22 protein-coding genes and 1 tRNA gene are annotated in these 24,927 nt (G+C 63.4%); 22 read left to right on the forward strand and 1 reads right to left on the reverse strand.

The window, feature by feature from the left end; genetic code table 11:
• From AC13CR_RS07680 to AC13CR_RS07700, 5 genes are all read left to right on the forward strand, one after another.
• Nucleotides 1-71, forward strand: a 71-nt coding sequence (locus AC13CR_RS07680; RefSeq protein WP_209223782.1) for an EF-Tu C-terminal domain-related protein, incomplete at its 5' end; no start/stop codon positions are given.
• A gap of 259 nt (nt 72-330) precedes the next feature.
• Complete coding sequence (locus tag AC13CR_RS07685) at nt 331-624, forward strand: ribbon-helix-helix domain-containing protein (protein WP_292957363.1); 294 nt, start codon at nt 331-333, stop codon at nt 622-624.
• Between the two features lie 87 nt (nt 625-711).
• On the forward strand, nt 712-1,107 hold the full coding sequence (locus tag AC13CR_RS07690; protein WP_482900790.1) for a VOC family protein: 396 nt from the start codon (nt 712-714) through the stop codon (nt 1,105-1,107).
• 56 nt (nt 1,108-1,163) lie between these two features.
• On the forward strand, nt 1,164-1,685 hold the full coding sequence (locus AC13CR_RS07695; protein WP_292957369.1) for a Twin-arginine translocation pathway signal: 522 nt from the start codon (nt 1,164-1,166) through the stop codon (nt 1,683-1,685).
• Nucleotides 1,686-1,699: 14 nt separating this feature from the next.
• Nucleotides 1,700-3,274 (forward strand): GMC family oxidoreductase, encoded by a 1,575-nt coding sequence (locus AC13CR_RS07700; protein WP_292957372.1) that lies wholly within the window; start codon nt 1,700-1,702, stop codon nt 3,272-3,274.
• Nucleotides 3,275-3,344: 70 nt separating this feature from the next.
• Here the strand turns inward: AC13CR_RS07700 and AC13CR_RS07705 are convergent, their stop codons facing one another.
• Entirely contained in the window at nt 3,345-3,848 is a 504-nt protein-coding gene (locus AC13CR_RS07705) for a DUF892 family protein (RefSeq protein WP_292957375.1), read from the reverse strand.
• A 167-nt stretch (nt 3,849-4,015) separates the two neighbouring features.
• Between AC13CR_RS07705 and AC13CR_RS07710 the strand changes: the two genes are divergently transcribed.
• From AC13CR_RS07710 to AC13CR_RS07790, 17 genes are all read left to right on the forward strand, one after another.
• The gene (locus tag AC13CR_RS07710) at nt 4,016-5,869 is read left to right on the forward strand and encodes an ABC transporter ATP-binding protein (protein WP_292978553.1); all 1,854 of its coding nucleotides are present in this window, start codon (nt 4,016-4,018) and stop codon (nt 5,867-5,869) included.
• A gap of 89 nt (nt 5,870-5,958) precedes the next feature.
• Nucleotides 5,959-6,034 (forward strand) — tRNA-Trp (locus AC13CR_RS07715).
• A gap of 34 nt (nt 6,035-6,068) precedes the next feature.
• Nucleotides 6,069-6,971: a hypothetical protein gene (locus tag AC13CR_RS07720; protein ID WP_292957380.1), complete on the forward strand. Its 903-nt coding sequence runs from the start codon at nt 6,069-6,071 to the stop codon at nt 6,969-6,971.
• 53 nt (nt 6,972-7,024) lie between these two features.
• Nucleotides 7,025-7,219 (forward strand): preprotein translocase subunit SecE, encoded by a 195-nt coding sequence (gene secE / locus AC13CR_RS07725; RefSeq protein ID WP_292957382.1) that lies wholly within the window; start codon nt 7,025-7,027, stop codon nt 7,217-7,219.
• A 173-nt stretch (nt 7,220-7,392) separates the two neighbouring features.
• The gene (gene nusG / locus AC13CR_RS07730) at nt 7,393-7,929 is read left to right on the forward strand and encodes a transcription termination/antitermination protein NusG (protein WP_292957384.1); all 537 of its coding nucleotides are present in this window, start codon (nt 7,393-7,395) and stop codon (nt 7,927-7,929) included.
• A 106-nt stretch (nt 7,930-8,035) separates the two neighbouring features.
• Nucleotides 8,036-8,488 carry a 50S ribosomal protein L11 gene (gene rplK / locus AC13CR_RS07735; protein WP_292957387.1) on the forward strand — a complete coding sequence of 151 codons (453 nt, stop codon included), beginning with the start codon at nt 8,036-8,038 and terminating at the stop codon, nt 8,486-8,488.
• A 3-nt stretch (nt 8,489-8,491) separates the two neighbouring features.
• Nucleotides 8,492-9,190, forward strand: a complete 699-nt coding sequence (gene rplA / locus AC13CR_RS07740) for a 50S ribosomal protein L1 (RefSeq protein WP_292957390.1) — start codon at nt 8,492-8,494, stop codon at nt 9,188-9,190.
• Nucleotides 9,191-9,654: 464 nt separating this feature from the next.
• The gene (gene rplJ / locus AC13CR_RS07745) at nt 9,655-10,170 is read left to right on the forward strand and encodes a 50S ribosomal protein L10 (protein WP_292957393.1); all 516 of its coding nucleotides are present in this window, start codon (nt 9,655-9,657) and stop codon (nt 10,168-10,170) included.
• A 67-nt stretch (nt 10,171-10,237) separates the two neighbouring features.
• Nucleotides 10,238-10,615 (forward strand): 50S ribosomal protein L7/L12, encoded by a 378-nt coding sequence (rplL, locus tag AC13CR_RS07750; protein WP_292957396.1) that lies wholly within the window; start codon nt 10,238-10,240, stop codon nt 10,613-10,615.
• Nucleotides 10,616-10,845: 230 nt separating this feature from the next.
• Nucleotides 10,846-14,991 (forward strand): DNA-directed RNA polymerase subunit beta, encoded by a 4,146-nt coding sequence (gene rpoB / locus AC13CR_RS07755; RefSeq protein ID WP_293768022.1) that lies wholly within the window; start codon nt 10,846-10,848, stop codon nt 14,989-14,991.
• Nucleotides 14,992-15,092: 101 nt separating this feature from the next.
• Nucleotides 15,093-19,316 (forward strand): DNA-directed RNA polymerase subunit beta', encoded by a 4,224-nt coding sequence (rpoC, locus tag AC13CR_RS07760; protein ID WP_335662428.1) that lies wholly within the window; start codon nt 15,093-15,095, stop codon nt 19,314-19,316.
• A 380-nt stretch (nt 19,317-19,696) separates the two neighbouring features.
• Nucleotides 19,697-20,632, forward strand: a complete 936-nt coding sequence (locus tag AC13CR_RS07765; RefSeq protein WP_292951219.1) for a DMT family transporter — start codon at nt 19,697-19,699, stop codon at nt 20,630-20,632.
• Between the two features lie 5 nt (nt 20,633-20,637).
• Entirely contained in the window at nt 20,638-21,489 is an 852-nt protein-coding gene (locus AC13CR_RS07770; protein WP_446232489.1) for a glycosyltransferase, read from the forward strand.
• A gap of 234 nt (nt 21,490-21,723) precedes the next feature.
• Nucleotides 21,724-22,095, forward strand: coding sequence for a 30S ribosomal protein S12 (gene rpsL / locus AC13CR_RS07775; RefSeq protein WP_022705687.1), 372 nt, complete (start codon nt 21,724-21,726; stop codon nt 22,093-22,095).
• Between the two features lie 12 nt (nt 22,096-22,107).
• A complete protein-coding gene (gene rpsG, locus AC13CR_RS07780) occupies nt 22,108-22,578 on the forward strand; it encodes a 30S ribosomal protein S7 (RefSeq protein WP_292951155.1) in 471 nt (156 codons plus the stop codon).
• 18 nt (nt 22,579-22,596) lie between these two features.
• On the forward strand, nt 22,597-24,720 hold the full coding sequence (gene fusA / locus AC13CR_RS07785; RefSeq protein ID WP_292951152.1) for an elongation factor G: 2,124 nt from the start codon (nt 22,597-22,599) through the stop codon (nt 24,718-24,720).
• A 66-nt stretch (nt 24,721-24,786) separates the two neighbouring features.
• On the forward strand, nt 24,787-24,927 hold a 141-nt coding region (locus AC13CR_RS07790), incomplete at its 3' end, for a GTP-binding protein (protein ID WP_446205187.1).

Consider the following 24,927-nt stretch of genomic DNA (forward strand, 5'->3'; position numbering starts at 1 on the left):
AGCTGCGCTTCGCGATCCGCGAAGGCGGCCGCACCGTCGGCGCCGGCGTGGTCTCCAAGATCATCGAGTGATCGCGCAACTGCGCGCCCGCGCAGCAAGCCAACATGAAAGGCCCGCCCCGGAAAGGGCGGGCCTTTTGCGTGATTTCCTGGCGCGGTCTTGCAGGGGTGATCGTGAGGACCGGTTCTTCCTTGTCCGCCAGATCGGCAGTCTCAGCCTGAGGACCGCGACCTTTGCCGATCATCGCGTGATCCCCGCGATCGCATCTTGTTGACGTGATCGCGCTTCCGGCGCAAACTCGGTTTCCCATCACCAGCCGGGATCAAGCCGATGTGCCAGATCTTCGCGGGGCAGGACCCCGAACGCTATGAATCCGAGACCCGCAGCCTGCGGTTGAACGGGCAATCCACCTCGATCCGCCTGGAACGGGCCTTCTGGCGGATCCTCGACGACATCGCCGCGCGTGAGGGGGTGAGCACGCCGGCTTTCATTTCCAAGCTTCACGCCGAGGTTCTGGAACTGCATGGCGAGGCCCGGAACTTTACCTCTTTGCTGCGCTGCGCCTGCACCATCCACCTGGGCGAGGATCAGCAGCTGGGTCAGACCGCCATCGCGGCCGAATAAATACGTCCGTAGTAACCCGTTACTACCCACGCCCGCGTTCCGCCTTCTAGTCTTGTCCCATGATGGACGAACTGGGGAGAGGCCGGCATGGCGAAATATATCCATTCGATGATCCGGGTTCTGGACGAGGAACGCTCGGTCGATTTCTACCGGCGCTGCTTCGGGCTGGAGGTCGCGGACCGGCTGGATTTCGACGATTTCACGCTGGTCTACCTGTCGAACGGCGAAAGCGAAGCGGAACTGGAACTGACCGTCAACAAGGGCCGGACCGAGCCCTACGACCTGGGCGACGGCTATGGCCATGTGGCCTTCTCGGTCGAGGACGTGGACGCGCTGCACGCGCGGCTGCAGGCCGAGGGGTTCGCGCCGCGCAAGCTGGTCGATTTCGCGCCCGGCAACGAGGTGATCGCACGGTTCTTCTTTGTCGCGGATCCGGATGGCTATCAGATCGAGGTTCTGAAGCGGGCTGGCCGCTTCAGGTGATTGAACGGGCGGCCGGAGGAGGGCCGCCGCAGGAGGAAAGTGAGGGAGGAGGAATCATGTCTCAACTCAGCAAGCACGGGCTGACCCGGCGGGCGCTGTTGTCGCGGGCGGCGGCGGCCGGCACGCTGGCGGTGGCGGGCGCGGGTTTCATCGCCGCGCCCGACGCCGCCTGGGCGGTCGAGGTCGGCAAGATCAGCGAACACGAGATGGCCACGCTGTTGCAGATGGCGCGCGACATCTATCCGCATGACAGGATCGGCGATCGATTCTACGCCATCGCCGTCAAGTCCCATGACAGCGACGATCAGAAACAGATGGTCGCCGAAGGCGTCGCCGCGCTGGACGCCGCGGCGAAAGAGGCCGGTTTCGACGATTATCTTTCGGCAGGATGGGAAGCGGACCGGGTCACGATCCTGAAGACCATCGAGGATACGCCCTTCTTCCAGACCGTGCGCGGGGGGTTGGTGACCGGGTTGTATAACCAGAAAGAGATCTGGCCGATCTTCGGCTACGAGGGCGAATCCTATTCCCAGGGCGGCTATATCAACCGCGGCTTCGACGACATCGACTGGCTGTGAGGGGAGAGACAATCATGGCAGAAGCAGCGAAATTCGATCTGAACGACGACGGCGTCGTGGTCATCGTCGGCACCGGCGCCGGCGGCGGGGTGCTGGCGAACGAACTGGCGCAGAAGGGCATCAAGGTCGTCGCCCTGGAGGCCGGCGGGCGCTATCTGCCCGAGGATTACGTGAACGACGAATGGGAAAGTTTCGGGCAACTGGCCTGGACCGATCCGCGCACGACCAGCGGCGACTGGCGGGTGGCCAAGGATTTTTCGGGCCTGCCGGCCTGGATCGTGAAGGCGGTCGGCGGAACCTCGGTCCATTGGGCCGGCGCCTCGCTGCGGTTTCAGGATCACGAGTGGAAGGCCAGGACGACCTATGGCGCGGTCGAGGGGGCCAGCCTGCTGGACTGGCCGATCGGAAGCGAGGAGATGGCGCCCTGGTACGACAAGGCCGAGGAAAAGCTGGGTGTCACCGGTGTCGGCGGCCGTCCGCGTCTTCCCGGCAGCAACAATTACAAGGTGCTGGAAAAGGGCGCCAAGGCGCTTGGTTACAAGGAAGTCCATACCGGCAACATGGCGATCAACAGTGTCGAATATGACGACCGGATCTCTTGCCAGCAGACGGGTTTCTGCTTTCAGGGCTGCAAATGGGGCGCCAAATGGTCCGCCGCCTATACCGACATCCCGCGTGGCGAGGCGACCGGCAAGCTGGAGGTCCGCGAGAACGCCCATGCCGCGCGCATCCTGCATGATGACACGGGCAAGGTCACCGGCGTCGAATATTTCGACAAGGATGGCAATCTGCAGATGCAGAAGGCCCGGATCGTCTGTGTCGCGGGGAACAGTTTCGAAAGCCCGCGGCTGCTGCTGAACTCTGCCAGTTCGATGTTCCCGGACGGGCTGGCCAATTCCTCGGGGCAGGTGGGCCGCAACTACATGCGGCATACGACCGGATCGGTCTATGGCGTGTTCGAAAAGCCTGTCCGGATGTGGCGGGGCACGACCATGGCCGGCATCATCCGTGACGAGGCAAGACACGATCCCTCGCGCGGATTCGTCGGTGGCTATGAGCTGGAAACGCTCAGCCTGGGGCTGCCCTTCATGGCGGCCTTCCTGGATCCCGGAGCCTGGGGACGAGAGTTCACGACGGCGCTGGACAGCTACGAGAACATGGCCGGTCTTTGGATCGTGGGCGAGGACATGCCGCAAGAAACCAACCGGGTGACGCTTTCCGATGTCGAGGACCGGTTCGGGCTGAAGGTGGCCAACGTCAACTTCAGCGACCATCCCAACGACATCGCGATGCGCAACCATGCCTATGGTGTCGGGCAGGCCATCTACAAGGAAGTGGGCGCGACCAGGACGATGCCGACGCCGCCCTATCCCTCGACCCACAATCTGGGCACCAACAGGATGTCGGAAAAACCCAGCGACGGGGTGGTCGACAAGAATGGCCGATCGCACGATGTGAAGAACCTGTTTGTCAGCGATGGCAGCCAGTTCACCACCGGGGCGGCCGAAAATCCGACCCTGACCATCGTGGCGCTGGCGATCCGGCAGGCCGATCACATCGCTGGCGAGATGGCGGCGGGCAACGTCTGAGCCCGCCCGTATCAGGACGCCCCGCCGGTTCCGGCGGGGCGTTGACGGTCATCGGATGCGGAATGCCGCGTCAGCGTCCATCCATCGCGGCCGCGTTCACACCACCCTCGGCAATCTTCGACATGTGCCGATCGCCTTCCCAGGTTTTGTCCAGACATTCCTGAAGCGCGGCCGCGTCGCTGTCGAGGTCGAGCCGGTTGGCGAAGGTCCGCACGCAGCCATAGCCGGCGATGGCATAATGCGCGAGGCGCTGATATTGCGTGATGATCGCCGCGTCCTGGGCATCGTCATCCGCAAAATCAGTCTCGATCGCATGTTTGCGCGCCTCGGCGACAAGGCCTTCCATGCCCTTGCAATGTTCGCCCGTCGGGTCGACGTCGTGGCGGCTGCAAAGTTCGGCCAGAACCTCCATCCCGCGGGCAATGCCCTGATTGCCATTGATCAGGGCTTCGGACAACTCGCGCGACTTGGCCGCGCGGCCCATCTCGGTCACGGCTGGCATGGATTGCTTGCAGGCGGAATAGAGATCGCCGAGCTGGTCCAGATAAAGGTCCTTCAGATTTTTGACGGTCATGTGCATTTCCTTTCCGGGGCGTTGGTGCCGGGATGGCGTGGCCCGTCGCGGCAAAAACGCCATCGGCCGGGCAATGTTCCGAACTCGATCAAAGATCAGCCTGCTTGACTCGGCTTCGCCACCGGGTCAGCAATATTGTCCGGTTTCGCAAAGCCTGAGACGATCCCATGTTCGCGTGGTTCGAACGCCGCATCGACCCCTATCCCGGCGACAGCCCGGCGATGCCGCCGCGCTCGCTGTGGCGCTTTCTGCTGCATTACAGTCATGGTGCCTTGCCGTGGCTGACGCTGCTTGCCGCCTTTTCGGGCGTCATCGCGCTGATCGAGGTGATGCTGTTCGGCTGGCTGGGCGACCTGGTGGACCGGATGGCCGACACGCCCCGCGCGCTGTTCTGGACGCAACAGGGCGGACGGCTGGCACTGATGGCGCTGGTGCTGCTGATCCTTTTGCCGGGGCTGAACCTGATCGCCTCGCTGGTTCTGCATCAGTCCCTGATGGGCAATTTTCCGCAGCGCATCCGCTGGCAGGCCCACCGCTATCTGCTGCGTCAGTCGATCGGCTATTTCCAGGACGAATTCGCCGGCCGGATCGCGCAAAGGCTGATGCAGACGGCGCTGGCGGTGCGCGAGGTCGCGATGAAGATCATGGACGTGGGCAGCTATGTGCTGATCTATTTCCTCGGCGCGCTGGCGCTGGCGGGTAGTCAGGATTGGCGGCTGGCGGTGCCTTTCGCGCTGTGGGCAGTGGCCTATGCGGTGATGTTGTGGCAGATCGTGCCGCGCCTGGGGCGGGTGGCGCAGGAACAGGCCGATGCGCGCTCGGCCATGACCGGGCGGGTCGTGGACAGCTATACCAATATCGCGACGGTCAAGCTGTTTTCCCATTCCGCCCGCGAGGAAGACTGGATGCGCGACGGGATGGACGCCTTCTTGCGGACCGTGCACCGGCAGATGCGGCTTTCGACGATTCAGGACGTGACGCTGAACGCGATCAACGTGGCGCTGATCGGCGCGGTGACGGCGCTTGGGCTGTGGCTATGGTCCGAGGGCCGGGTGGAGGTCGGCGCGGTTGCGGTCGCGGTGCCGCTGGCCTTGCGACTCAACAACATGGCGCACTGGATCATGTGGGAATTCGCCGCCCTGTTCGAGAATATCGGCACCGTGCGCGACGGCATTTCCAGCCTTGCGCTGCCCCGTCAGGTTCTGGACGCGCCCGCCGCGCGGTCCTTGCGTCGCGGACCCGGCGCGGTGGAGTTCCGGAACGTCACCTTCCGCTATGGCGGCGCCCCGGGCGCGCGCCCGCTGCCGGTGCTGGACGATCTGAGCCTGACGATCGCGCCCGGCGAGCGGGTCGGACTGGTCGGCCGGTCGGGGGCAGGCAAATCGACGCTGGTGAACCTGCTGCTGCGGCTTCACGATCTTGAAAGCGGCCGCATCACCATTGACGGGCAGGATATCGCGCGGGTGACCCAGGATTCGCTGCGCGGCGCGATCGGCGTGGTCACGCAGGACAGTTCGCTTCTGCATCGCTCGGTGCGCGACAACATCGCCTATGGCCGCCCGGATGCGGCCGAGGATCAGATCGCGCAGGCGCTGGAAATGGCCGAGGCGCATGGTTTCGTGCCGGGGCTCTCGGACAGTTTCGGGCGATGCGGCCTGGATGCGCATGTCGGCGAACGCGGGGTGAAGCTGTCGGGCGGCCAGCGCCAGAGGATCGCGATCGCGCGGGTGGCGCTGAAGGATGCGCCGATCCTGATCCTGGACGAGGCGACCAGTGCGCTGGACAGCGAGGTCGAGGCGGCGATCCAGTCGCGGCTGGAGATGCTGATGCAGGGCAAGACGGTTCTTGCCATCGCGCACCGGCTGTCCACCATCGCGGCCATGGACCGGCTGGTGGTGATGGATGCGGGAAGGATCATCGAACAGGGCAGCCACGCCGAATTGCTGGCGGCAAACGGTCTTTACGCGCGGCTTTGGGCACGCCAGTCGGGCGGTTTTCTGGCCGCCGATGCGGCCGAATAGGCGTCCGTCGTTCCGGCGCGCGCCGCTGGTCAGGCGTGGAAATACCCTTGCACCCCGTTACCCCGTGCCTTAAACGGTCGCACGGCCACAGGGGTATAGCTCAGTTGGTAGAGCATCGGTCTCCAAAACCGAGGGTCGTGGGTTCGAGTCCCCCTGCCCCTGCCAGGCCCGTCGTCGGAATAACCGCCCGGCGGCTGCGATGAATCTCTGCCTTCATCTGGGCGCGCACAAGACCGCAACCACGCATCTTCAGACCGCTTTCGATCGTGCCGCGCCGCAATTGGCGCGTCAGGGGATCGGCTGGATGGGGCCGCGCCGGTTGCGCGCCGGTCCGACCGATCTTCGGCGCCTGCTGGACGATTGCGGGCGGACGCCATGGAAGGCGCGGCAGGCCGCCAGGGCGCTGCGGCAGGAGAGCGCATCGGCTGGCCGGCTGATTCTGTCCGATGAGCTGATTCTGGGCGACACCACGCCGGCACGGCTGTTTGCGCCCCGGGGGCAGCTTTATCCCCTTGCCCAGGCGCGGCTTGAAAACCTGGTCGGGCTGATGGACGGTTCTGGCATCAGGCTGTTTCTGGCCGTGCGCGAACCCGCCGATTTCCTGATTTCGGCCTTTGGCGAGGAATTGCGAATGGGCCGGCAGGCGCGGATCGGCGATTATCTGGCGGGGCTGGATTGCGCACGCCTGGGCTGGTCCGATCTGGCGGACAGGCTTCTGTCGGTGGCGGGCGTCGAAAGCCTGGTCTGCTGGCGCCACGAGGACCTGGGCTCGGTGCGGCCGTCGGTGCTGGCGCGAATGGCCGGGCCGCAGGCCGCGCGGCTGATTCCCGATCCGGCGCCGCGCAGGATCGGATGGTCGGCTGCGGCCTATCGCGATTATCTGGGTGCGATCGCGCATTCCGACACGATGCAGGACCGGCGCCAGATCGCGCACCGGGCGCTGGAATCGCATCCGCGCGGCGCCGGAGATGCCGGCCTGCGCGCGGCCATCCCGGCCGCCGACCTGCCGCGCGGCGGCGACTACGCCGAGGATTGCGCGCGATTGGCGGCGATGACGAAGGTCACATTCCTGTCGCCCTCGGATGCGTCCTTGCAGGGTTGAAACGGCGGCGCATCGGCGATACATCGGCGGCTGAAAACCCGAAGGAGCCGTTCGTGGCCAATCCCGTCCAGTTCATCAACCAGGTCCGCGCCGAAGCCGCGAAGATCACCTGGCCCACCCGCCGTGAGGTGATCACGACGACGATCATGGTCATGATCATGGCCGCGCTGACCAGCGTGTTCTTCTTTCTGGTCGATCTGATCATCCGCTTTGGCCTGACCCAGGGGCTTCAAGCGATCAGCGGCTGATCGGGCTTGCATTTTCGGGGCCGCAGCGGTATTGGCCCCCGACTGTCCGGCGACGGCGTGCATCGAACTCGCGTGCACGCCGATTTCAATTTTGGCGGACATATCAGGAATTCAAGGAGTTGCCGGCCCGGCCGCGCGATTCCCTATCAGGACGAACAGGGGTCGATCGAGACATGGCAAAGCGTTGGTATTCGGTCAGTGTCCTGTCGAACTTCGAAAAGAAGGTCGCCGAGGCGATTCGCCAGTCGGTGTCCGAAAAGGGGCTTGAGGACGAGATTGACGAGGTTCTGGTCCCCACCGAACAGGTGATCGAGATTCGGCGCGGCAAGAAGGTTACATCGGAACGCCGCTTCATGCCGGGCTATGTCCTGGTTCACATGGACATGTCCGACCGCACCTATCACCTGGTCAATTCGATCAACCGGGTCACCGGTTTCCTCGGCGCGCAGGGCAAGCCGATGCCGATGCGCGACGACGAGGTGAACATGATGCTGAACCGCACGGGCGAGGGCGAACCGGTCGCCCCGCGCAACCTGATCCGCTTTGATGTGGGCGAAAAGGTGAACGTGACCGATGGTCCCTTCGAGGGGTTTTCGGGAATGGTCGAGGAGGTCGACGAGGCCGCCTCGCGCATCAAGGTCATGGTGTCGATCTTCGGCCGGCCCACGCCGGTCGAGCTGGAATTCACGCAGGTCGCCAAGACCGCGTGATTGGTCGCGGGAGGCTGTCTTCCCCTTGGGGCGCGCCGCCGAACCGCTAAGTCAGGGCCCCGGATGTCCAATCAGGGACGGGGCGTGATGATAAGGAGAAGGCCAGATGGCCAAGAAAGTCGTCGGGCAGCTTAAGCTGCAAATCAAGGCGGGTCAGGCGAACCCGTCCCCGCCCGTCGGTCCCGCATTGGGCCAACGCGGCATCAACATCATGGCATTCTGCAAAGAGTTCAACGCTCGCACGCAGGAAATGGAACAGGGCTCGCCGGTTCCCGTGGTGATCACCTATTATGCCGACAAATCCTTCACCTTCGAGACGAAGACGCCGCCGGCTTCGTTTCTGCTGAAGAAGGCCGCCGGACTGAAGCCGGTGGGCAAGCGCAACCGCCCGAAAGGTTCGGACAAGCCCGGTCGCGCGAGCGCCGGCACCGTGACCGTCAAGCAGGTGCGCGAGATCGCCGAGGCCAAGATGAAGGACCTCAGCGCCAATGATGTCGAGCAGGCGATGAAGATCATCCTGGGCTCGGCCCGGTCGATCGGTATCGAGGTGAAGGGCTAAGCCATGGCGAAGATTGCGAAAAAGAAAGCCGCGGCACGTGCCGCGTTCGAAGGCAAGGCGAATCTGTCGGTCGAGGATGCCGTCAGGCTGGTCAAGGACAACGCCACCGCGAAATTCGATGAAACGGTCGAGATCGCGATGAACCTGGGCGTGAATCCGCGTCATGCCGACCAGATGGTTCGCGGTGTCGTGACGCTGCCCGCCGGGACCGGCAAGGATGTTCGTGTTGCGGTATTCGCGCGTGGACCCAAGGCCGACGAGGCCAAGGAGGCGGGCGCCGATATCGTCGGTGCCGAGGATCTGATGGAAACGATCCAGTCGGGCAAGATCGACTTTGATCGGTGCATCGCGACGCCGGACATGATGCCGCTGGTCGGCCGTCTGGGCAAGATTCTGGGGCCGCGCAACCTGATGCCGAACCCCAAGGTCGGCACGGTCACGATGGATGTCGCCGAAGCCGTCAAGGCGGCCAAGGGCGGTGAGGTCCAGTTCAAGGCCGAAAAGGCGGGCGTCGTTCACGCCGGCGTCGGCAAGGCGTCCTTCGATGCCGAGAAGCTCGCCCAGAACATCCGCGCCTTCGTGGACGCGGTGAGCAAGGCGCGGCCCAGCGGCGCCAAGGGCACCTATATGAAGAAGGTCTCGATCAGTTCCACCATGGGCCCGGGCGTGTCGATCGACGTCGTCTCCGCGACGCAGGCGTAACTCAGCCTTGACGATGATGATGACGGGGCGGGCCTGCGGACCCGCCCCGTCTTATTTCAGCAAAACAGGCTTGGCGACCGTGGAAGCGCCCGAAAGGTCGAATCAAGGCAAGATCCTGGCCGCACCGCCATGTGCGGGATGATCGCCGGATGGAGGTCCGGATTCGTCCGAAGGCCGCAAATGATGGCCCAAGTCGCGATCAGGTCAAGATAGCCCTTCACATCCCGAACCAAAGGCACTAAGGAGACGGCCTGATCCGCGCGCAGATGTCAGTCTGCGCGTGTATCGATTCGTCCGAGACGGCGGGTGCTGGCTTGCCAGCTTAATATCCTGCCTGAGATGGGTAGAAGCATTTTTCCGAAGGTTCGGCCTTCGGGTGATCTTGCCCTAGCGGACTCGACCTGCCCCGGACCGGGGCGGGAAACGTGAGAGCCGGGGGGAAACCCCCAACTTGGAGTGAAACCGTGGATAGAGCGCAAAAAGAACAGGTGGTCGAGGAACTCGGCCAGATCTTTGAAAGCTCTGGCGTCGTCGTGGTTGCCCACTACGAAGGGATGACGGTTGCACAGATGCAGGACCTCCGCGCGCGCATGAGCGATGCGGGTGGTGCCGTTCGCGTTGCCAAGAACAGGCTCGCCAAGATCGCCCTCGAGGGTAAGCCTTGCGCAAGCATCGCCGATTACCTGACGGGCATGACCGTGTTGTCCTTCTCGGAAGACCCTGTGGCTGCGGCCAAGGTCTGCGAGGACTATGCCAAGGGGAACGACAAGTTCGTGATCCTCGGCGGTGCCATGGGCGACACGGCTCTGGATCCGGCCGGTGTCAAAGCCGTGGCCGCCATGCCGTCGCGCGACGAGCTTATCGCTTCGATCGTGTCCTGCATTGGCGCCCCCGCTGCGAACATTGCCGGTGCCATTGGCGCCCCTGCTTCGAACATCGCGGGCATCCTCAGCACTCTGGAAGAGCGCGAGGCTGCGTGACGCAACCCGATTCCCGGCGTGTGCTTGAAAGCGCGACGTTGGAACACTAACTGGAAAGAACGGAAAAATGGCTGATCTGAAAAAACTTGCCGAAGAAATCGTGGGCCTGACCCTGCTGGAAGCCCAAGAGCTGAAAACCATCCTGAAAGACGAATACGGCATCGAGCCGGCCGCCGGTGGCGCCGTCATGATGGCCGGTCCGGCTGCCGGTGGCGCCGCCGAGGCCGCCGAGGAAAAGACCGAATTCGACGTCGTCCTGACCGAAGCCGGCCCCAACAAGATCAATGTGATCAAGGAAGTGCGCGGCATCACCGGCCTGGGCCTGAAAGAGGCCAAGGATCTGGTCGAAGCAGGCGGCAAGGTCAAGGAAGGCGCGAACAAGGACGAAGCCGAAGAGCTGAAGAAGAAGCTGGAAGCGGCTGGCGCCAAGGTCGAACTGAAGTAATCGGTTCCATGGCTGAGTGAACGAGGCAGGGACCGGAATTTCCGGCCCCTGCCGAACCTGTCTTGAAGGGCGGTCCCTTTGCCGGACCATCCTTCAGGGCATGTTCGAGGTTCGGGAGCCGCGCGGTGGGACGTGCGGCACGAATGGAACCTCATCCCTGCATTCGTAGGCCGCGCCTCGGGGGCCCCGACCCGTTGCGCGCGCGCGAAGACGAAAGGTGACAAGACCCCATGGCGCAATCCTATGTCGGCCAGAAGCGTATCCGTCGCTATTACGGCAATATCCGCGAAGTGCTGGAGATGCCGAACCTCATCGAGGTTCAGAAATCATCCTATGACCTGTTCCTGAATTCGGGAGAGGGTGCCGGCCACAATGATGGCGACGGCATCCAGGGCGTGTTCCAGTCGGTTTTTCCGATCAAGGATTTCAACGAGACCGCCACGCTGGAATTCGTGAAATACGAGCTGGAAAAGCCGAAATACGATGTCGAGGAATGCCAGCAACGCGACATGACCTATGCCGCGCCGCTGAAGGTGACGCTGCGGCTGATCGTGTTCGATCTGGATGAGAATACCGGTGCGAAGTCGGTCAAGGACATCAAGGAACAGGACGTTTTCATGGGCGACATGCCCCTGATGACGCAGAACGGTACGTTCATCGTGAACGGGACCGAACGGGTCGTGGTCTCTCAGATGCACCGCAGCCCGGGGGTTTTCTTCGACCATGACCGCGGCAAGACCCATTCCTCGGGCAAGCTGCTGTTCGCCTGCCGCATCATCCCCTATCGCGGCTCGTGGCTGGATTTCGAATTCGATGCCAAGGATCTGGTCTTCGCGCGCATCGACCGCCGCCGCAAGCTGCCGGTGACGACGCTGCTGTATTCGCTGGGCATGGACCAGGAAGGCATCATGGACGCCTTCTACGAGACGGTCGATTACAAGCTGAAGAAGAAGGGTCGCGAGCGGGGATGGATCACGCGCTTCTTCCCCGAGCGCGTGCGCGGCACCCGTCCGGCCTATGACCTGATCAATGCCGATACGGGCGAGGTCATCACCAAGGCGGGCGAAAAGGTGACGCCGCGTCTGGTCAAGCAGCTTGTGGATTCGGGCGATCAGGTCAAGCTGCTTGTTCCGTTCGAGCGGATCATCGGACGCTTTGTCGCCAAGGATATCATCAACGAGAAGACCGGCCTGATCTATGCCGAGGCCGGTGATGAAATCACCGCCGAATACGACAAGGAAGGCGAGTTGAACGGTGGCCTGCTCAAGGTGCTGCTGGACAATGACGTCACCGACGTGCCGGTTCTGGACATCGATCATGTCAATGTCGGACCCTATATCCGCAACACGATGGCTGCGGACAAGAACATGAACCGCGAACAGGCGCTGATGGATATCTATCGCGTCATGCGCCCGGGCGAGCCGCCCACCGTCGAGGCTGCCTCGACGCTGTTCAACAGCCTGTTCTTCGACAGTGAACGCTATGACCTGTCGGCGGTCGGCCGCGTGAAGATGAACATGCGTCTGAATCTCGATGCGCCGGACACCCAGCGGACGTTGCGCCCCGAAGATATCGTGGCCTGCGTGCGCGGGCTGGTGGAGCTTCGCGACGGCAAGGGCGAGATCGACGATATCGACCACCTGGGCAATCGCCGGGTGCGTTCGGTCGGCGAACTGATGGAAAACCAGTATCGCGTCGGTCTGCTGCGGATGGAACGCGCGATCCGCGAACGCATGTCGGGCGTCGAGATCGACACCGTGATGCCGCAGGATCTGATCAACGCCAAGCCCGCCGCGGCGGCGGTGCGCGAATTCTTCGGTTCCTCGCAGCTCTCGCAGTTCATGGACCAGACCAACCCGCTGTCCGAGGTGACGCACAAGCGCCGTCTGTCGGCGCTTGGGCCGGGCGGTCTGACGCGCGAACGCGCCGGCTTCGAGGTGCGCGACGTGCACCCGACGCATTACGGCCGGATGTGCCCGATCGAGACGCCGGAAGGCCAGAATATCGGCCTGATCAACAGCCTCGCGACTTTCGCGCGGGTGAACAAGTACGGCTTCATCGAAACGCCCTATCGCAAGGTCGAGAACGGCCGCGTTACCGATGACGTGGTCTACATGTCCGCGACCGAGGAAATGCGTCATACCGTGGCCCAGGCCAATGCGACGCTGGATGCTGATGGCAATTTCGTCGATGAACTGATCAGCACCCGCCAGTCGGGCGATTTCATGCTGAACCCGGTCGATGCCGTCGATCTGATCGACGTGTCGCCCAAGCAGCTGGTCTCGGTCGCCGCGGCGCTGATTCCGTTCCTGGAAAACGACGACGCCAACCGCGCCCTGATGGGTTCGAACATGCAGCGTCAGGCCGTGCCGCTGCTGCGGGCCGAGGCGCCTTTCGTCGGCACCGGCATGGAGGCCGTCGTGGCCCGCGATTCCGGTGCCGCGATCACCGCGCGCCGGGGTGGGGTGATCGACCAGGTCGATGCCCAGCGGATCGTCGTGCGCGCCACCGAGAACCTGGAAGCCGGCGACGCGGGCGTGGACATCTATCGTCTGCGCAAGTTCAAGCGGTCCAACCAGTCCTCGACCATCAACCAGCGACCGCTGGTCAAGGTGGGCGAAAAGGTCGAAGGCGGTCAGGTCATCGCCGACGGTCCCTCGACCGATCAGGGTGAACTGGCCATCGGCCGCAACGTGGTCGTCGCGTTCATGCCGTGGAACGGCTACAACTACGAGGACTCGATCCTGATTTCCGAGCGGATTCACCGCGACGACGTGTTCACCTCGATCCATATCGACGAATACGAGGTCGCGGCCCGCGACACCAAGCTTGGGCCCGAGGAAATCACCCGCGACATCCCCAACGTGGGCGAGGAAGCGCTGCGCAATCTCGATGAGGCCGGCATCGTCTATATCGGGGCCGAAGCGGGTCCGGGCGACATCCTGGTCGGCAAGATCACGCCCAAGGGCGAAAGCCCGATGACGCCCGAGGAAAAGCTGCTGCGCGCCATCTTCGGCGAAAAGGCCAGCGACGTGCGCGACACCTCGCTGCGTCTGCCGCCGGGCGCCTACGGCACCGTCGTCGAGGTCCGCGTCTTCAACCGCCACGGCGTGGACAAGGACGAACGCGCGCTTCAGATCGAGCGCGAGGAGGTCGAGCGTCTGGCGCGCGACAGGGACGACGAACAGGCGATTCTGGACCGCAACATCTATGCGCGCCTGAAATCGCTGATCCTGGGCAAGACCGCCGTCAAGGGACCGAAAGGTGTCAAGCCGAACAGCGAGATCACCGAGGATCTGCTGGGCACGCTGAGCCGCGGCCAGTGGTGGCAGCTTGCCGTCGGAGAAGAGGACATCGCCAAGGAAGTCGAGGCGCTGAACCATCAGTATGATGCCCAGAAGAAGGCCCTGGAAGCCCGCTTCGAGGACAAGGTCGAGAAGGTCCGTCAGGGCGACGACCTGCCGCCGGGTGTGATGAAGATGGTCAAGGTCTTTGTCGCCGTGAAGCGCAAGCTGCAGGCGGGCGACAAGATGGCCGGCCGTCACGGCAACAAGGGCGTCGTCTCCAAGGTCGTGCCGATGGAGGACATGCCGTTCCTGGCGGACGGCACGCCGGTCGATCTGGTGCTGAATCCGCTGGGCGTGCCCTCGCGGATGAATGTGGGCCAGATCCTCGAAACCCATATGGGTTGGGCATCGCGCGGCCTTGGCATCCGGATCGACGAGGCGCTGGAAGAATATCGCCGCAACGGCGACATGACGCCGGTCCGCGAGGCGATGAAGATCGGCTATGGCGACGATCTCTATGCCGATACCTTCGAGGGAATGGCCGACGCGCAACTGGTCGAGCACGCCAATACCGTGCGCACCGGGGTGCCGATCGCCACGCCCGTCTTCGACGGCGCCAAGGAGGCCGACGTCAACGACGCGCTGGCGCGGGCGGGCTTCGACACGTCGGGTCAGTCGGTGGTCTTCGATGGCCGCACGGGCGAGCAATTCGCCCGCAAGGTCACTGTCGGGATGAAGTATATCCTGAAGCTGCACCATCTCGTCGATGACAAGATGCATGCCCGTTCGACCGGTCCCTACAGCCTCGTGACCCAGCAGCCGCTGGGCGGCAAGGCGCAGTTCGGCGGTCAGCGGCTGGGCGAGATGGAGGTCTGGGCTCTGGAAGCCTATGGCGCCGCCTATACCCTGCAAGAGATGCTGACGGTCAAGTCGGACGACGTTGCCGGGCGCACCAAGGTCTACGAATCCATCGTCAAGGGCGAGGACAATTTCGAAGCAGGCGTGCCGGAATCGTTCAACGTGCTGGTCAAGGAGGTCCGGGGTCTGGGCCTCAACATGGAACTCCTGGATGCGGAGGAAGAGGAATAGCCGGAGGGCCCGGTGGGGCGAAATCCCACCCATGCGAACCCGGCGGGGTGGGGTCTTGCCCCACCTCCCTTTCACCCCGCGCCGATCATTAGGATTTTAAGATGAACCAGGAACTCGCCACCAATCCGCTGAACCCGCTGGCTCCGCCTCGGCAGTTCGACGAAATCAAGATCTCGCTGGCCTCGCCCGAAGAAATTCTGGCCTGGTCCTTCGGCGAGGTGAAGAAGCCCGAAACCATCAACTACCGCACGTTCAAGCCCGAGCGTGACGGCCTGTTTTGCGCGCGCATCTTCGGTCCCATCAAGGATTACGAATGCCTGTGCGGCAAATACAAGCGCATGAAATATCGCGGCCTGGTCTGCGAGAAGTGCGGTGTCGAGGTGACCTTGCAGAAGGTCCGGCGCGAACGGATGGGCCATATCGAACTGGCCGCGCCGGTCGCCCATATCTGGTTCCTGAAATCGCTGCCGTCGCGCATCGGCCTGATGCTGGACATGACGCTGCGCGATCTGGAACGGATCCTGTATTTCGAAAACTACGTCGTGATCGAACCGGGTCTGACCGACCTGACCTATGGCCAGTTGCTGAGCGAAGAGGAATTCCTCGACGCCCAGGACAGCTATGGCGCCGATGCCTTCACCGCCGATATCGGCGCAGAGGCGATCCGCGCGATGCTGGCCAATATCGATCTGGCGGCGACGGCCGAACAATTGCGCGAGGATCTGAAAGAGGCCACGGGCGAATTGAAGCCGAAGAAGATCATCAAGCGGTTGAAGATCGTCGAATCCTTCCTGGAATCGGGCAACCGTCCCGAATGGATGGTGCTGACCGTGATCCCGGTCATCCCGCCCGAACTGCGTCCGCTGGTGCCCCTGGATGGCGGCCGCTTCGCGACGTCGGACCTGAACGACCTGTATCGCCGCGTGATCAACCGCAACAACCGCCTGAAGCGGCTGATCGAACTGCGCGCGCCGGACATCATCGTCCGCAACGAAAAGCGGATGCTGCAGGAATCGGTCGATGCGCTGTTCGACAACGGCCGCCGCGGCCGCGTCATCACCGGCAACAACCGCCGTCCGCTGAAATCGCTGTCGGACATGCTGAAGGGCAAGCAGGGCCGCTTCCGCCAGAACCTGCTGGGCAAGCGGGTCGACTTCTCGGGCCGTTCGGTCATCGTCACCGGCCCGGAACTGAAGCTGCACCAGTGCGGGTTGCCCAAGAAGATGGCGCTGGAGCTGTTCAAGCCGTTCATCTATTCGCGGCTGGAGGCCAAGGGCCTGTCCAGCACCGTCAAGCAGGCCAAGAAGCTGGTCGAAAAGGAACGCCCCGAGGTCTGGGACATCCTGGACGAGGTGATCCGCGAACATCCGGTTCTGTTGAACCGTGCGCCGACGCTGCACCGTCTGGGTATTCAGGCCTTCGAGCCGATCCTGATCGAAGGCAAGGCGATCCAGCTTCACCCGCTGGTCTGTTCCGCCTTCAACGCCGATTTCGACGGCGACCAGATGGCCGTGCACGTCCCGCTGAGCCTCGAGGCGCAGCTGGAAGCGCGCGTCCTGATGATGTCGACGAACAACGTGCTGTCGCCCGCCAACGGCGCGCCGATCATCGTGCCGTCCCAGGACATGGTTCTGGGCCTCTATTACGTCTCGATGCAGCGCGAGGGGATGAAGGGCGAGGGCATGTCCTTCGCCAGCGTCGATGAGGTCGAGCACGCCCTTGCCGCCGGCGAGGTGCATCTGCACGCGGGCATTACCGCCCGGATCAAGCAGATCGACGAGAATGGCAACGAGGTCATCCGCCGCTACGAGACCACGCCGGGCCGGGTCCGGCTGGGCGCGTTGCTGCCGCTGAATGCCAAGGCGCCGTTCGAACTGGTCAACCGCCTGCTGCGCAAGAAGGACGTGCAATTCGTGATCGACACCGTCTACCGCTATTGCGGCCAGAAGGAATCGGTCATCTTCTGCGACCAGATCATGGGCCTGGGTTTCCGCGAGGCATTCCGCGCGGGCATCAGCTTCGGCAAGAACGACATGGTGGTTCCCGACAACAAGTGGGACATCGTGGGCGAGGTCCAGGATCAGGTGAAAGAATTCGAACAGCAATATCTGGACGGTCTGATCACCCAGGGCGAGAAATACAACAAGGTCGTCGATGCCTGGTCCAAATGCAACGACCGCGTCACCGAGGCCATGATGTCCACCATCTCGGCCACCAAGAAGGACGAGAACGGCGCCGAGATGGAGCCGAATTCGGTCTACATGATGGCCCATTCCGGTGCGCGTGGCTCGACCAACCAGATGAAGCAGCTTGGCGGGATGCGCGGCCTGATGGCCAAGCCGAACGGCGAGATCATCGAGACGCCGATCATCAGCAACTTCAAGGAAGGTCTGACCGTTCTTGAATACTTCAACTCGACCCACGGCGCCCGCAAGGGTCTGTCGGACACGGCGTTGAAGACGGCGAACTCGGGCTATCTGACCCGTCGTCTCGTCGACGTGGCGCAGGATTGCATCATCCGCGATCATGATTGCGGCACCGAACAGGCCATCACCGCCTCGGCCGCCGTCAATGACGGCGAGGTCATCGCGCCGCTGTCCGAACGCATTCTGGGGCGCACCGCGGCCGAGGATGTTCTGGTTCCGGGCGGCGACGAGATCATCATCCGCGGTGGCGAGCTGATCGACGAACGCAAGGCCGACGCCATCGAGCAGGCGGGCGTGCAATCGGTCCGCATCCGGTCCGCGCTGACCTGCGAATCCGAGGACGGGGTCTGCGCGCTGTGCTATGGTCGGGATCTGGCGCGCGGCACGCTGGTCAATATCGGCGAGGCGGTGGGCATCATCGCAGCCCAGTCGATCGGCGAGCCGGGCACCCAGCTGACGATGCGGACCTTCCACATCGGCGGTATCGCGCAGGGTGGCCAGCAATCCTTCCAGGCGGCCTCGCACGAGGGCAGCGTGCAGTTCCGCAACGAAAGCACGCTGACCAACGCCAGTGGCGAAATGGTGGTGATGTCGCGCAACATGCAACTGCTGATCATGGACGATCAGGGGCAGGAACGGGCCAGCCACAAGCTGTTCTATGGCTCCAAGCTGTTCGTGAAGGAAGGCGACCGGGTGATCCGTGGCGCCAAGCTGTACGAATGGGATCCCTACACCCTGCCGATCATCGCCGAAAAGGGCGGTGTCGCGAAGTTCGTCGATCTGACGACCGGCCTTTCGGTGCGTGACGAGACGGACGATGCGACCGGGATGACGCAGAAGATCGTGACCGATTGGCGCAGTGCGCCGAAAGGCAACGATCTGAAGCCGGAAATCCTGATCGTCGGCGAGGGCGGAGAGCCCGTGCGCAACGAACAGGGCAACCCCGTCACCTATCCGATGTCGGTGGATGCGATCCTGTCGGTCGAGGACGGGCAGGAAATCCGTCCGGGTGATGTCGTCGCCCGGATCCCGCGCGAAGGTGCCAGAACCAAGGACATCACCGGGGGTCTTCCCCGCGTCGCGGAATTGTTCGAGGCTCGTCGGCCCAAGGATCACGCGATCATCGCGGAAATCGACGGTCATGTGCGGTTCGGCAAGGACTACAAGAACAAGCGACGCATCTCCATCGAGCCCTCGAACGAGGATCAGGCGCCCGTCGAATACATGGTGCCCAAGGGCAAGCACATCCCGGTGCAGGAAGGCGACTTCGTGCAGAAGGGTGACTACATCATGGACGGGAACCCCGCGCCGCACGATATCCTGCGGATCATGGGGATCGAGGCGCTGGCCGACTACCTGATCGACGAGGTGCAGGACGTCTATCGCCTGCAAGGTGTGAAGATCAACGACAAGCATATCGAGGTGATCGTTCGCCAGATGCTGCAGAAGATCGAGATCATCGATAGCGGCGACACGACGCTGCTGAAGGGCGAGCATGTCGAGCGCGACGAGTTCGAGCAGGAGAACGCCAAGATCGAAGCCAAGGGGGGCCGTCCGGCCTCGGGCGAGCCGGTGCTGCTGGGCATCACCAAGGCATCGCTTCAGACCCGCAGCTTCATCTCGGCCGCCTCGTTCCAGGAAACGACGCGCGTGCTGACCGAGGCCGCCGTTCAGGGCAAGCGCGACAAGCTGGTCGGGCTGAAGGAGAACGTCATCGTCGGCCGTCTGATCCCGGCGGGCACCGGCGGGGCCACGACCCGCGTGCGCAAGATCGCCGCCGATCGGGATGCCGAGGTGATCGAGGCCCGCAAGGCCGAGGCCGAGGCCGCCGCCGCGCTGGCCGCGCCCGAAGCGCAACCGGTCATGGCGGATATGCCCGAGGCCGGCGGCGACGAGTGATCGTCACCGCATGAAGACATGAGAAAGAAGGCCCGGCGGCTGCGCCGGGCCTTTTTTCTGGTTCGCTCAAGGATCGGCGGCAGCGCGGAAACGAGTTCTGCAAGGCCTTGAGGGACAATGCCCCGCACAGCCGGGACAGGCGTCTTGACACTGTTGCTGCGAATATCGAAAGGGCGCAGGTCTTCGAGGAACGGACCACCCGAGGGATCCTTGCGGCCCGCCCGCAAGTCCCGTGCTGGCCCGTGCCATGTGCGGTGCCGGTCCGGGGGGCAGCGATACCCCGCGTCCTGCGATGCTTGCTGCCGGGGGGCAAGAACACGCCCCCTTGTGCCTGACCCTTCGGAACCCTAACGCTTCCCCAGGACAAGAGGGCAGCCGCGATGCGTGCACCGCTGATTTCACCATTTCGCCGGGTCAGTCCGGCCTCGATCGCGACACAGCCGCATCAGCCGGGCGACAATCTGCGCGGCGCCGCCCTGATGTCATTGTCGATGGTCGGGTTCGGCCTGAACGACGCGGTGATGAAATTCGTGACCCAGGAGATGCCCCTGTATCAGGCGATCTTCCTGCGCGGGCTGGCGGTCATGGCGGCCATCGCGCTGCTGGCGTATCGCAGTGGCGGCCTGAGGCTGAGGCTGCCCCGGCCCGAGCGCATCCCGATGGCGCTGCGTGTCCTGGGCGAACTGGGCTCGACCCTGCTGTTTCTGAACGCCTTGCAGCGCATGGCCATCGGCGATCTGTCGGCGGTGATGCAATCGCTGCCTCTGGTCATCATGCTGGGCGCGGCGCTGATCTTTGGCGAAAGCCTGGGATGGCGACGGACGGGGGCGGTGGTGATCGGGCTGCTGGGGGTGATGATCATCCTGCGCCCGGGCAGCGGAGCCTTTGGAATCTGGTCTCTGGTCGCTCTGGGCGCCATGATCCTGATCGCGCTGCGTGATCTGGCCACGCGCGGTTTCAGCCGGGCGGTCAGTTCCGAAACCATCGCCTTCTACGCCGCCGTGGCTGTCAGCGCCTTTGGGCTGGTGGCCAGCCTGTTTCAGGGATGGGTGATGCCCGGGCCGTCACAGATCGGGCTGCTGCTGATGGGCGGCGGTTTCCTGACCATCGGCTATGTCAGTGCCGTCTCGGCGATGCGGATGGGCGAGATTTCCTATATCGCGCCGTTCCGCTATGTCTCGCTTCTGGTCGCGATCGTTGCCGGGCTGGTGATCTTCGGGGAATGGCCCGATCTGTGGACCTGGACCGGATCGGCGCTGGTGGTGGGTGCGGGCGTCTACACGATCTGGCGCGAGGCGCAGCTGGGAAGGCGGTAGTCGCGATGCGGGTTCAAATGCTGGGGCTTTGCCGCTTTTCCTATGTGGGACTGCGTGGCTATCAGGTCGAACATGACAGCTATCAGGAACGCCGCGCCCATCTCTATGATCCCGACAGGCTGGCGCGGCGCTGGTTCTGGTTCAGCGAGGTCGCGCTGCCGGCCTGGCGCGCGCAGACCGATCCCGATTTCACCTTGGTGGTGATGACCGGACCCGATCTGCCAGAGCCGTGGCTGTCGCTGCTGCGCGATCTTTGCCTCGAGGTTCCGCAGCTTCGGCTGGAACTGATTCCGCCGATGCAATGGCACCTGGCCGCTTGCCGGGCGGCGATCATGCCCCATGTCGATCCGCGGGCCGAGGTGATCGGCCATTTCCGCCATGATGACGACGATGCGGTGGCGGTCGATTACATCGCCGCGGCGCGGCGCGATTTTCGCCGCATCAAGGCATTGTGGAAGGTGGATCGCAAGCTGTCGCTGGATTATTCGCGCGGGCTGATGATCGAATTCGCCGAGGGCAGGCTGAAGGTCACGCCGCGCATCTGTCACAACATGGGCGTGGCCCTGACCATCTTTCTCGGCCCCGAGGCCGCCGAGACGGCACTGCATTACGACCATTCCAGGCTGCCGCAATGGATGCCCGGTGTCGCTGTGACCAGACCGCTGATGTTCTTGCGCTCGATCCATGGCGACAGCGATTCCGGGGCCATGGGGCCGGGCCTGCCCTGGACCATGGATGACGATCAGGCGCTGGACCGGCAACTGCGCCAAAGATTCCGACTGCGCCGCACGTCGCTGGAACGGCAGGCCGCGGCGCTGCCGCGAATTGATCCTTTGCGGCCGGGGCGGTCGTGTTGACAGCCTCTCCGATTCCCCCTATACGCCCCGTCACCCGGCGGGCAACCGCATCGGGCACCAGAACCTGTGTGGTCACGATCCGGGTCCGAACGCCCCGATCCTCTGGAATTTGACCCGTCCACCCCGCCATGGGGCCGGATGGTTTTGGCGTTTTGCGATTCGCGCAGATCGCCGTCGAGAAGTGGCGCAGCCGACCGGCTGCGAGTATTGACGAGAAGCAAGACGGGGAACCGAATGCCGACGATTCAACAGCTGATCCGCAAGCCGCGGCAGCCCAAGGTGCAGCGCAGCAAGTCGCAGCACCTGCAAGGATGCCCGCAGAAGCGTGGCGTCTGCACGCGCGTCTATACGACGACGCCGAAAAAGCCGAACTCGGCCATGCGCAAGGTCGCCAAGGTGCGCCTGACGAATGGCTTCGAGGTCATTTCCTACATTCCGGGCGAAAAGCACAACCTGCAGGAACACAGCGTCGTGCTGATCCGCGGCGGCCGCGTGAAGGACCTTCCGGGTGTCCGCTATCACATCCTGCGCGGTGTGCTGGATACCCAGGGCGTCAAGGATCGCCGTCAGCGTCGTTCGAAATACGGCGCCAAGCGTCCGAAGTAAGGAGATTCCGGAATGTCCCGTCGTCACGCCGCTGAAAAGCGCGAAATCCTGCCCGATGCCAAATATGGCGATCGCGTGCTGACCAAATTCATGAACAACCTGATGGTTGACGGCAAGAAATCGGTTGCCGAGCGGATCGTCTACAACGCGCTGGAGCGCGTCGAGAACCGTCTGAAGCGCGAGCCGATCGAAGTCTTTCACGAGGCCCTCGACAATGTGAAGCCCTCGGTCGAGGTGCGTTCGCGCCGCGTCGGTGGTGCCACCTATCAGGTGCCCGTCGAGGTTCGTCCGATCCGTCGCGAGGCGCTGGCGATCCGCTGGCTGATCACCGCCGCCGCCAAGCGCAACGAGCACACGATGGAAGAGCGCCTTGCAGGCGAGCTGGCCGATGCCGTCAACGGCCGCGGCACCGCCGTCAAGAAGCGCGAAGACACCCACAAGATGGCCGACGCGAACAAGGCGTTCAGCCACTACCGCTGGTAAAGCGAAAGGACCCCATCCATGGCACGCGATTATCCGCTGCAGCGTTACCGTAACTTCGGCATCATGGCGCACATCGATGCCGGCAAGACGACGACGACCGAGCGTATCCTTTTCTACACCGGCAAGTCGCACAAGCTGGGCGAGGTGCATGATGGCGCCGCGACCATGGACTGGATGGAACAGGAACAGGAACGCGGCATCACCATCACGTCTGCCGCGACCACCACGTTCTGGCAGCGCCAGGAAGACCCGACTGCCGACGGCACTTCGGACACGAAGTATCGCTTCAACATCATCGACACGCCGGGCCACGTCGACTTTACCATCGAGGTCGAGCGTTCGCTGGCGGTTCTGGACGGTGCAATCTGTCTGCTGGACGCCAATGCCGGGGTCGAGCCGCAGACCGAAACCGTCTGGCGCCAGGCCGACCGCTACAAGGTTCCGCGCATCGTGTTCGTCAACAAGATGGACAAGATCGGCGCCGATTTCTTCAACTGCGTGAAGATGATCAAGGACCGCACCGGTGGCATCCCGTGTCCGATCGCCCTGCCGATCGGCGCCGAGGACAAGCTGGAAGGCATCGTCGATCTGATCAAGATGGAAGAATGGGTCTGGAAGGGCGAAGACCTTGGCGCAAGCTGGGTTCGTCAGCCGATCCGCGACGAGCTGAAGGATCAGGCCGAGGAATGGCGCAACAACATGATCGAGCTTGCCGTCGAGCAGGACGATGATGCGATGGAAGCCTATCTTGACGGCAACGAGCCCGACGAGGCGACGCTGCGCAGGCTGATCCGCAAGGGCACACTGTCGCTGTCGTTCTTCCCGGTGACGGCCGGTTCCGCGTTCAAGAACAAGGGTGTGCAGCCGCTGCTGAACTCGGTCATCGACTTCCTGCCGGCGCCGATCGACGTGCCGGTGCTGAAGGGCTTCAGCCCCGATGACGAGACCGAGACCCGCAACATCGAACGTCCGGCCGACGATTCGGCGCCTTTCTCGGCGCTGGCGTTCAAGATCATGAACGACCCCTTCGTGGGCTCGCTGACCTTCACCCGGATCTATTCCGGGGTGCTGAAGAAGGGCGATTCGATCGTCAACTCGACCAAGGGCAAGCGCGAGCGCATCGGCCGGATGATGATGATGCACTCGATCAGCCGCGAAGAGATCGACGAGGCCTTCGCCGGCGACATCATCGCGCTGGCGGGCCTGAAGGAGACGACGACCGGCGACACGCTGTGCGATGCGTCCAAGCAGGTCGTGCTGGAGACCATGACCTTCCCGGATCCGGTGATCGAGATCGCGGTCGAGCCGAAGTCGAAGGCCGACCAGGAAAAGATGGGTCTGGCGCTGCAACGTCTGGCCGCCGAGGATCCCTCGTTCCGGGTCGAGACCGATCTGGAATCGGGTCAGACGATCATGAAGGGGATGGGCGAGCTTCACCTCGACATTCTCGTCGACCGGATGAAACGCGAATTCAAGGTCGAGGCGAATATCGGCGCCCCGCAGGTGGCCTATCGCGAGACCATCTCGTCTCAGGCCGAGATCGACTATACCCACAAGAAGCAGACCGGCGGCACCGGTCAGTTCGCGCGCGTCAAGCTGGTCATCACGCCCACCGAACCGGGCGAGGGCTATTCGTTCGAAAGCAAGATCGTGGGCGGCGCGGTTCCCAAGGAATACGTCCCCGGCGTCGAAAAGGGCATCAAGTCGGTGATGGATTCGGGTCCGCTGGCCGGTTTCCCGGTCATCGATTTCAAGGTCGCGCTGATCGACGGCGCCTTCCACGATGTCGACTCGTCGGTTCTGGCCTTCGAGATCGCCGCGCGTGCCGCGATGCGCGAGGGTCTGCGCAAGGCCGGCGCCAAGCTGCTGGAGCCGATCATGAAGGTCGAGGTGGTGACGCCCGAGGAATATACCGGCTCGATCATCGGCGATCTGACCAGCCGTCGCGGCATGGTCCGGGGGCAGGACAGCCGCGGCAACGCGAACGTCATCGACGCGTTCGTGCCGCTGGCCAACATGTTCGGCTATATCAACAACCTGCGCTCGATGTCTTCGGGCCGCGCGGTGTTCACGATGCAGTTCGACCATTACGAAGGCGTGCCGCAGAACATCTCGGACGAGATCCAGAAGAAATACGCCTGATCAGGGCAGGGCGGAAGGTGACTTCCGCCCGTCACGCAACAACGAAAGAATCGAGGAACCACGCCCATGGCAAAGGCAAAGTTTGAACGGACGAAACCGCACGTCAATATCGGGACGATCGGCCATGTTGACCACGGCAAGACGACCTTGACGGCGGCGATCACGAAATATTTCGGCGATTTCCGCGCCTATGACCAGATCGACGGC

The sequence above is a fragment of the Paracoccus sp. L-17 genome (assembly GCF_056857655.1).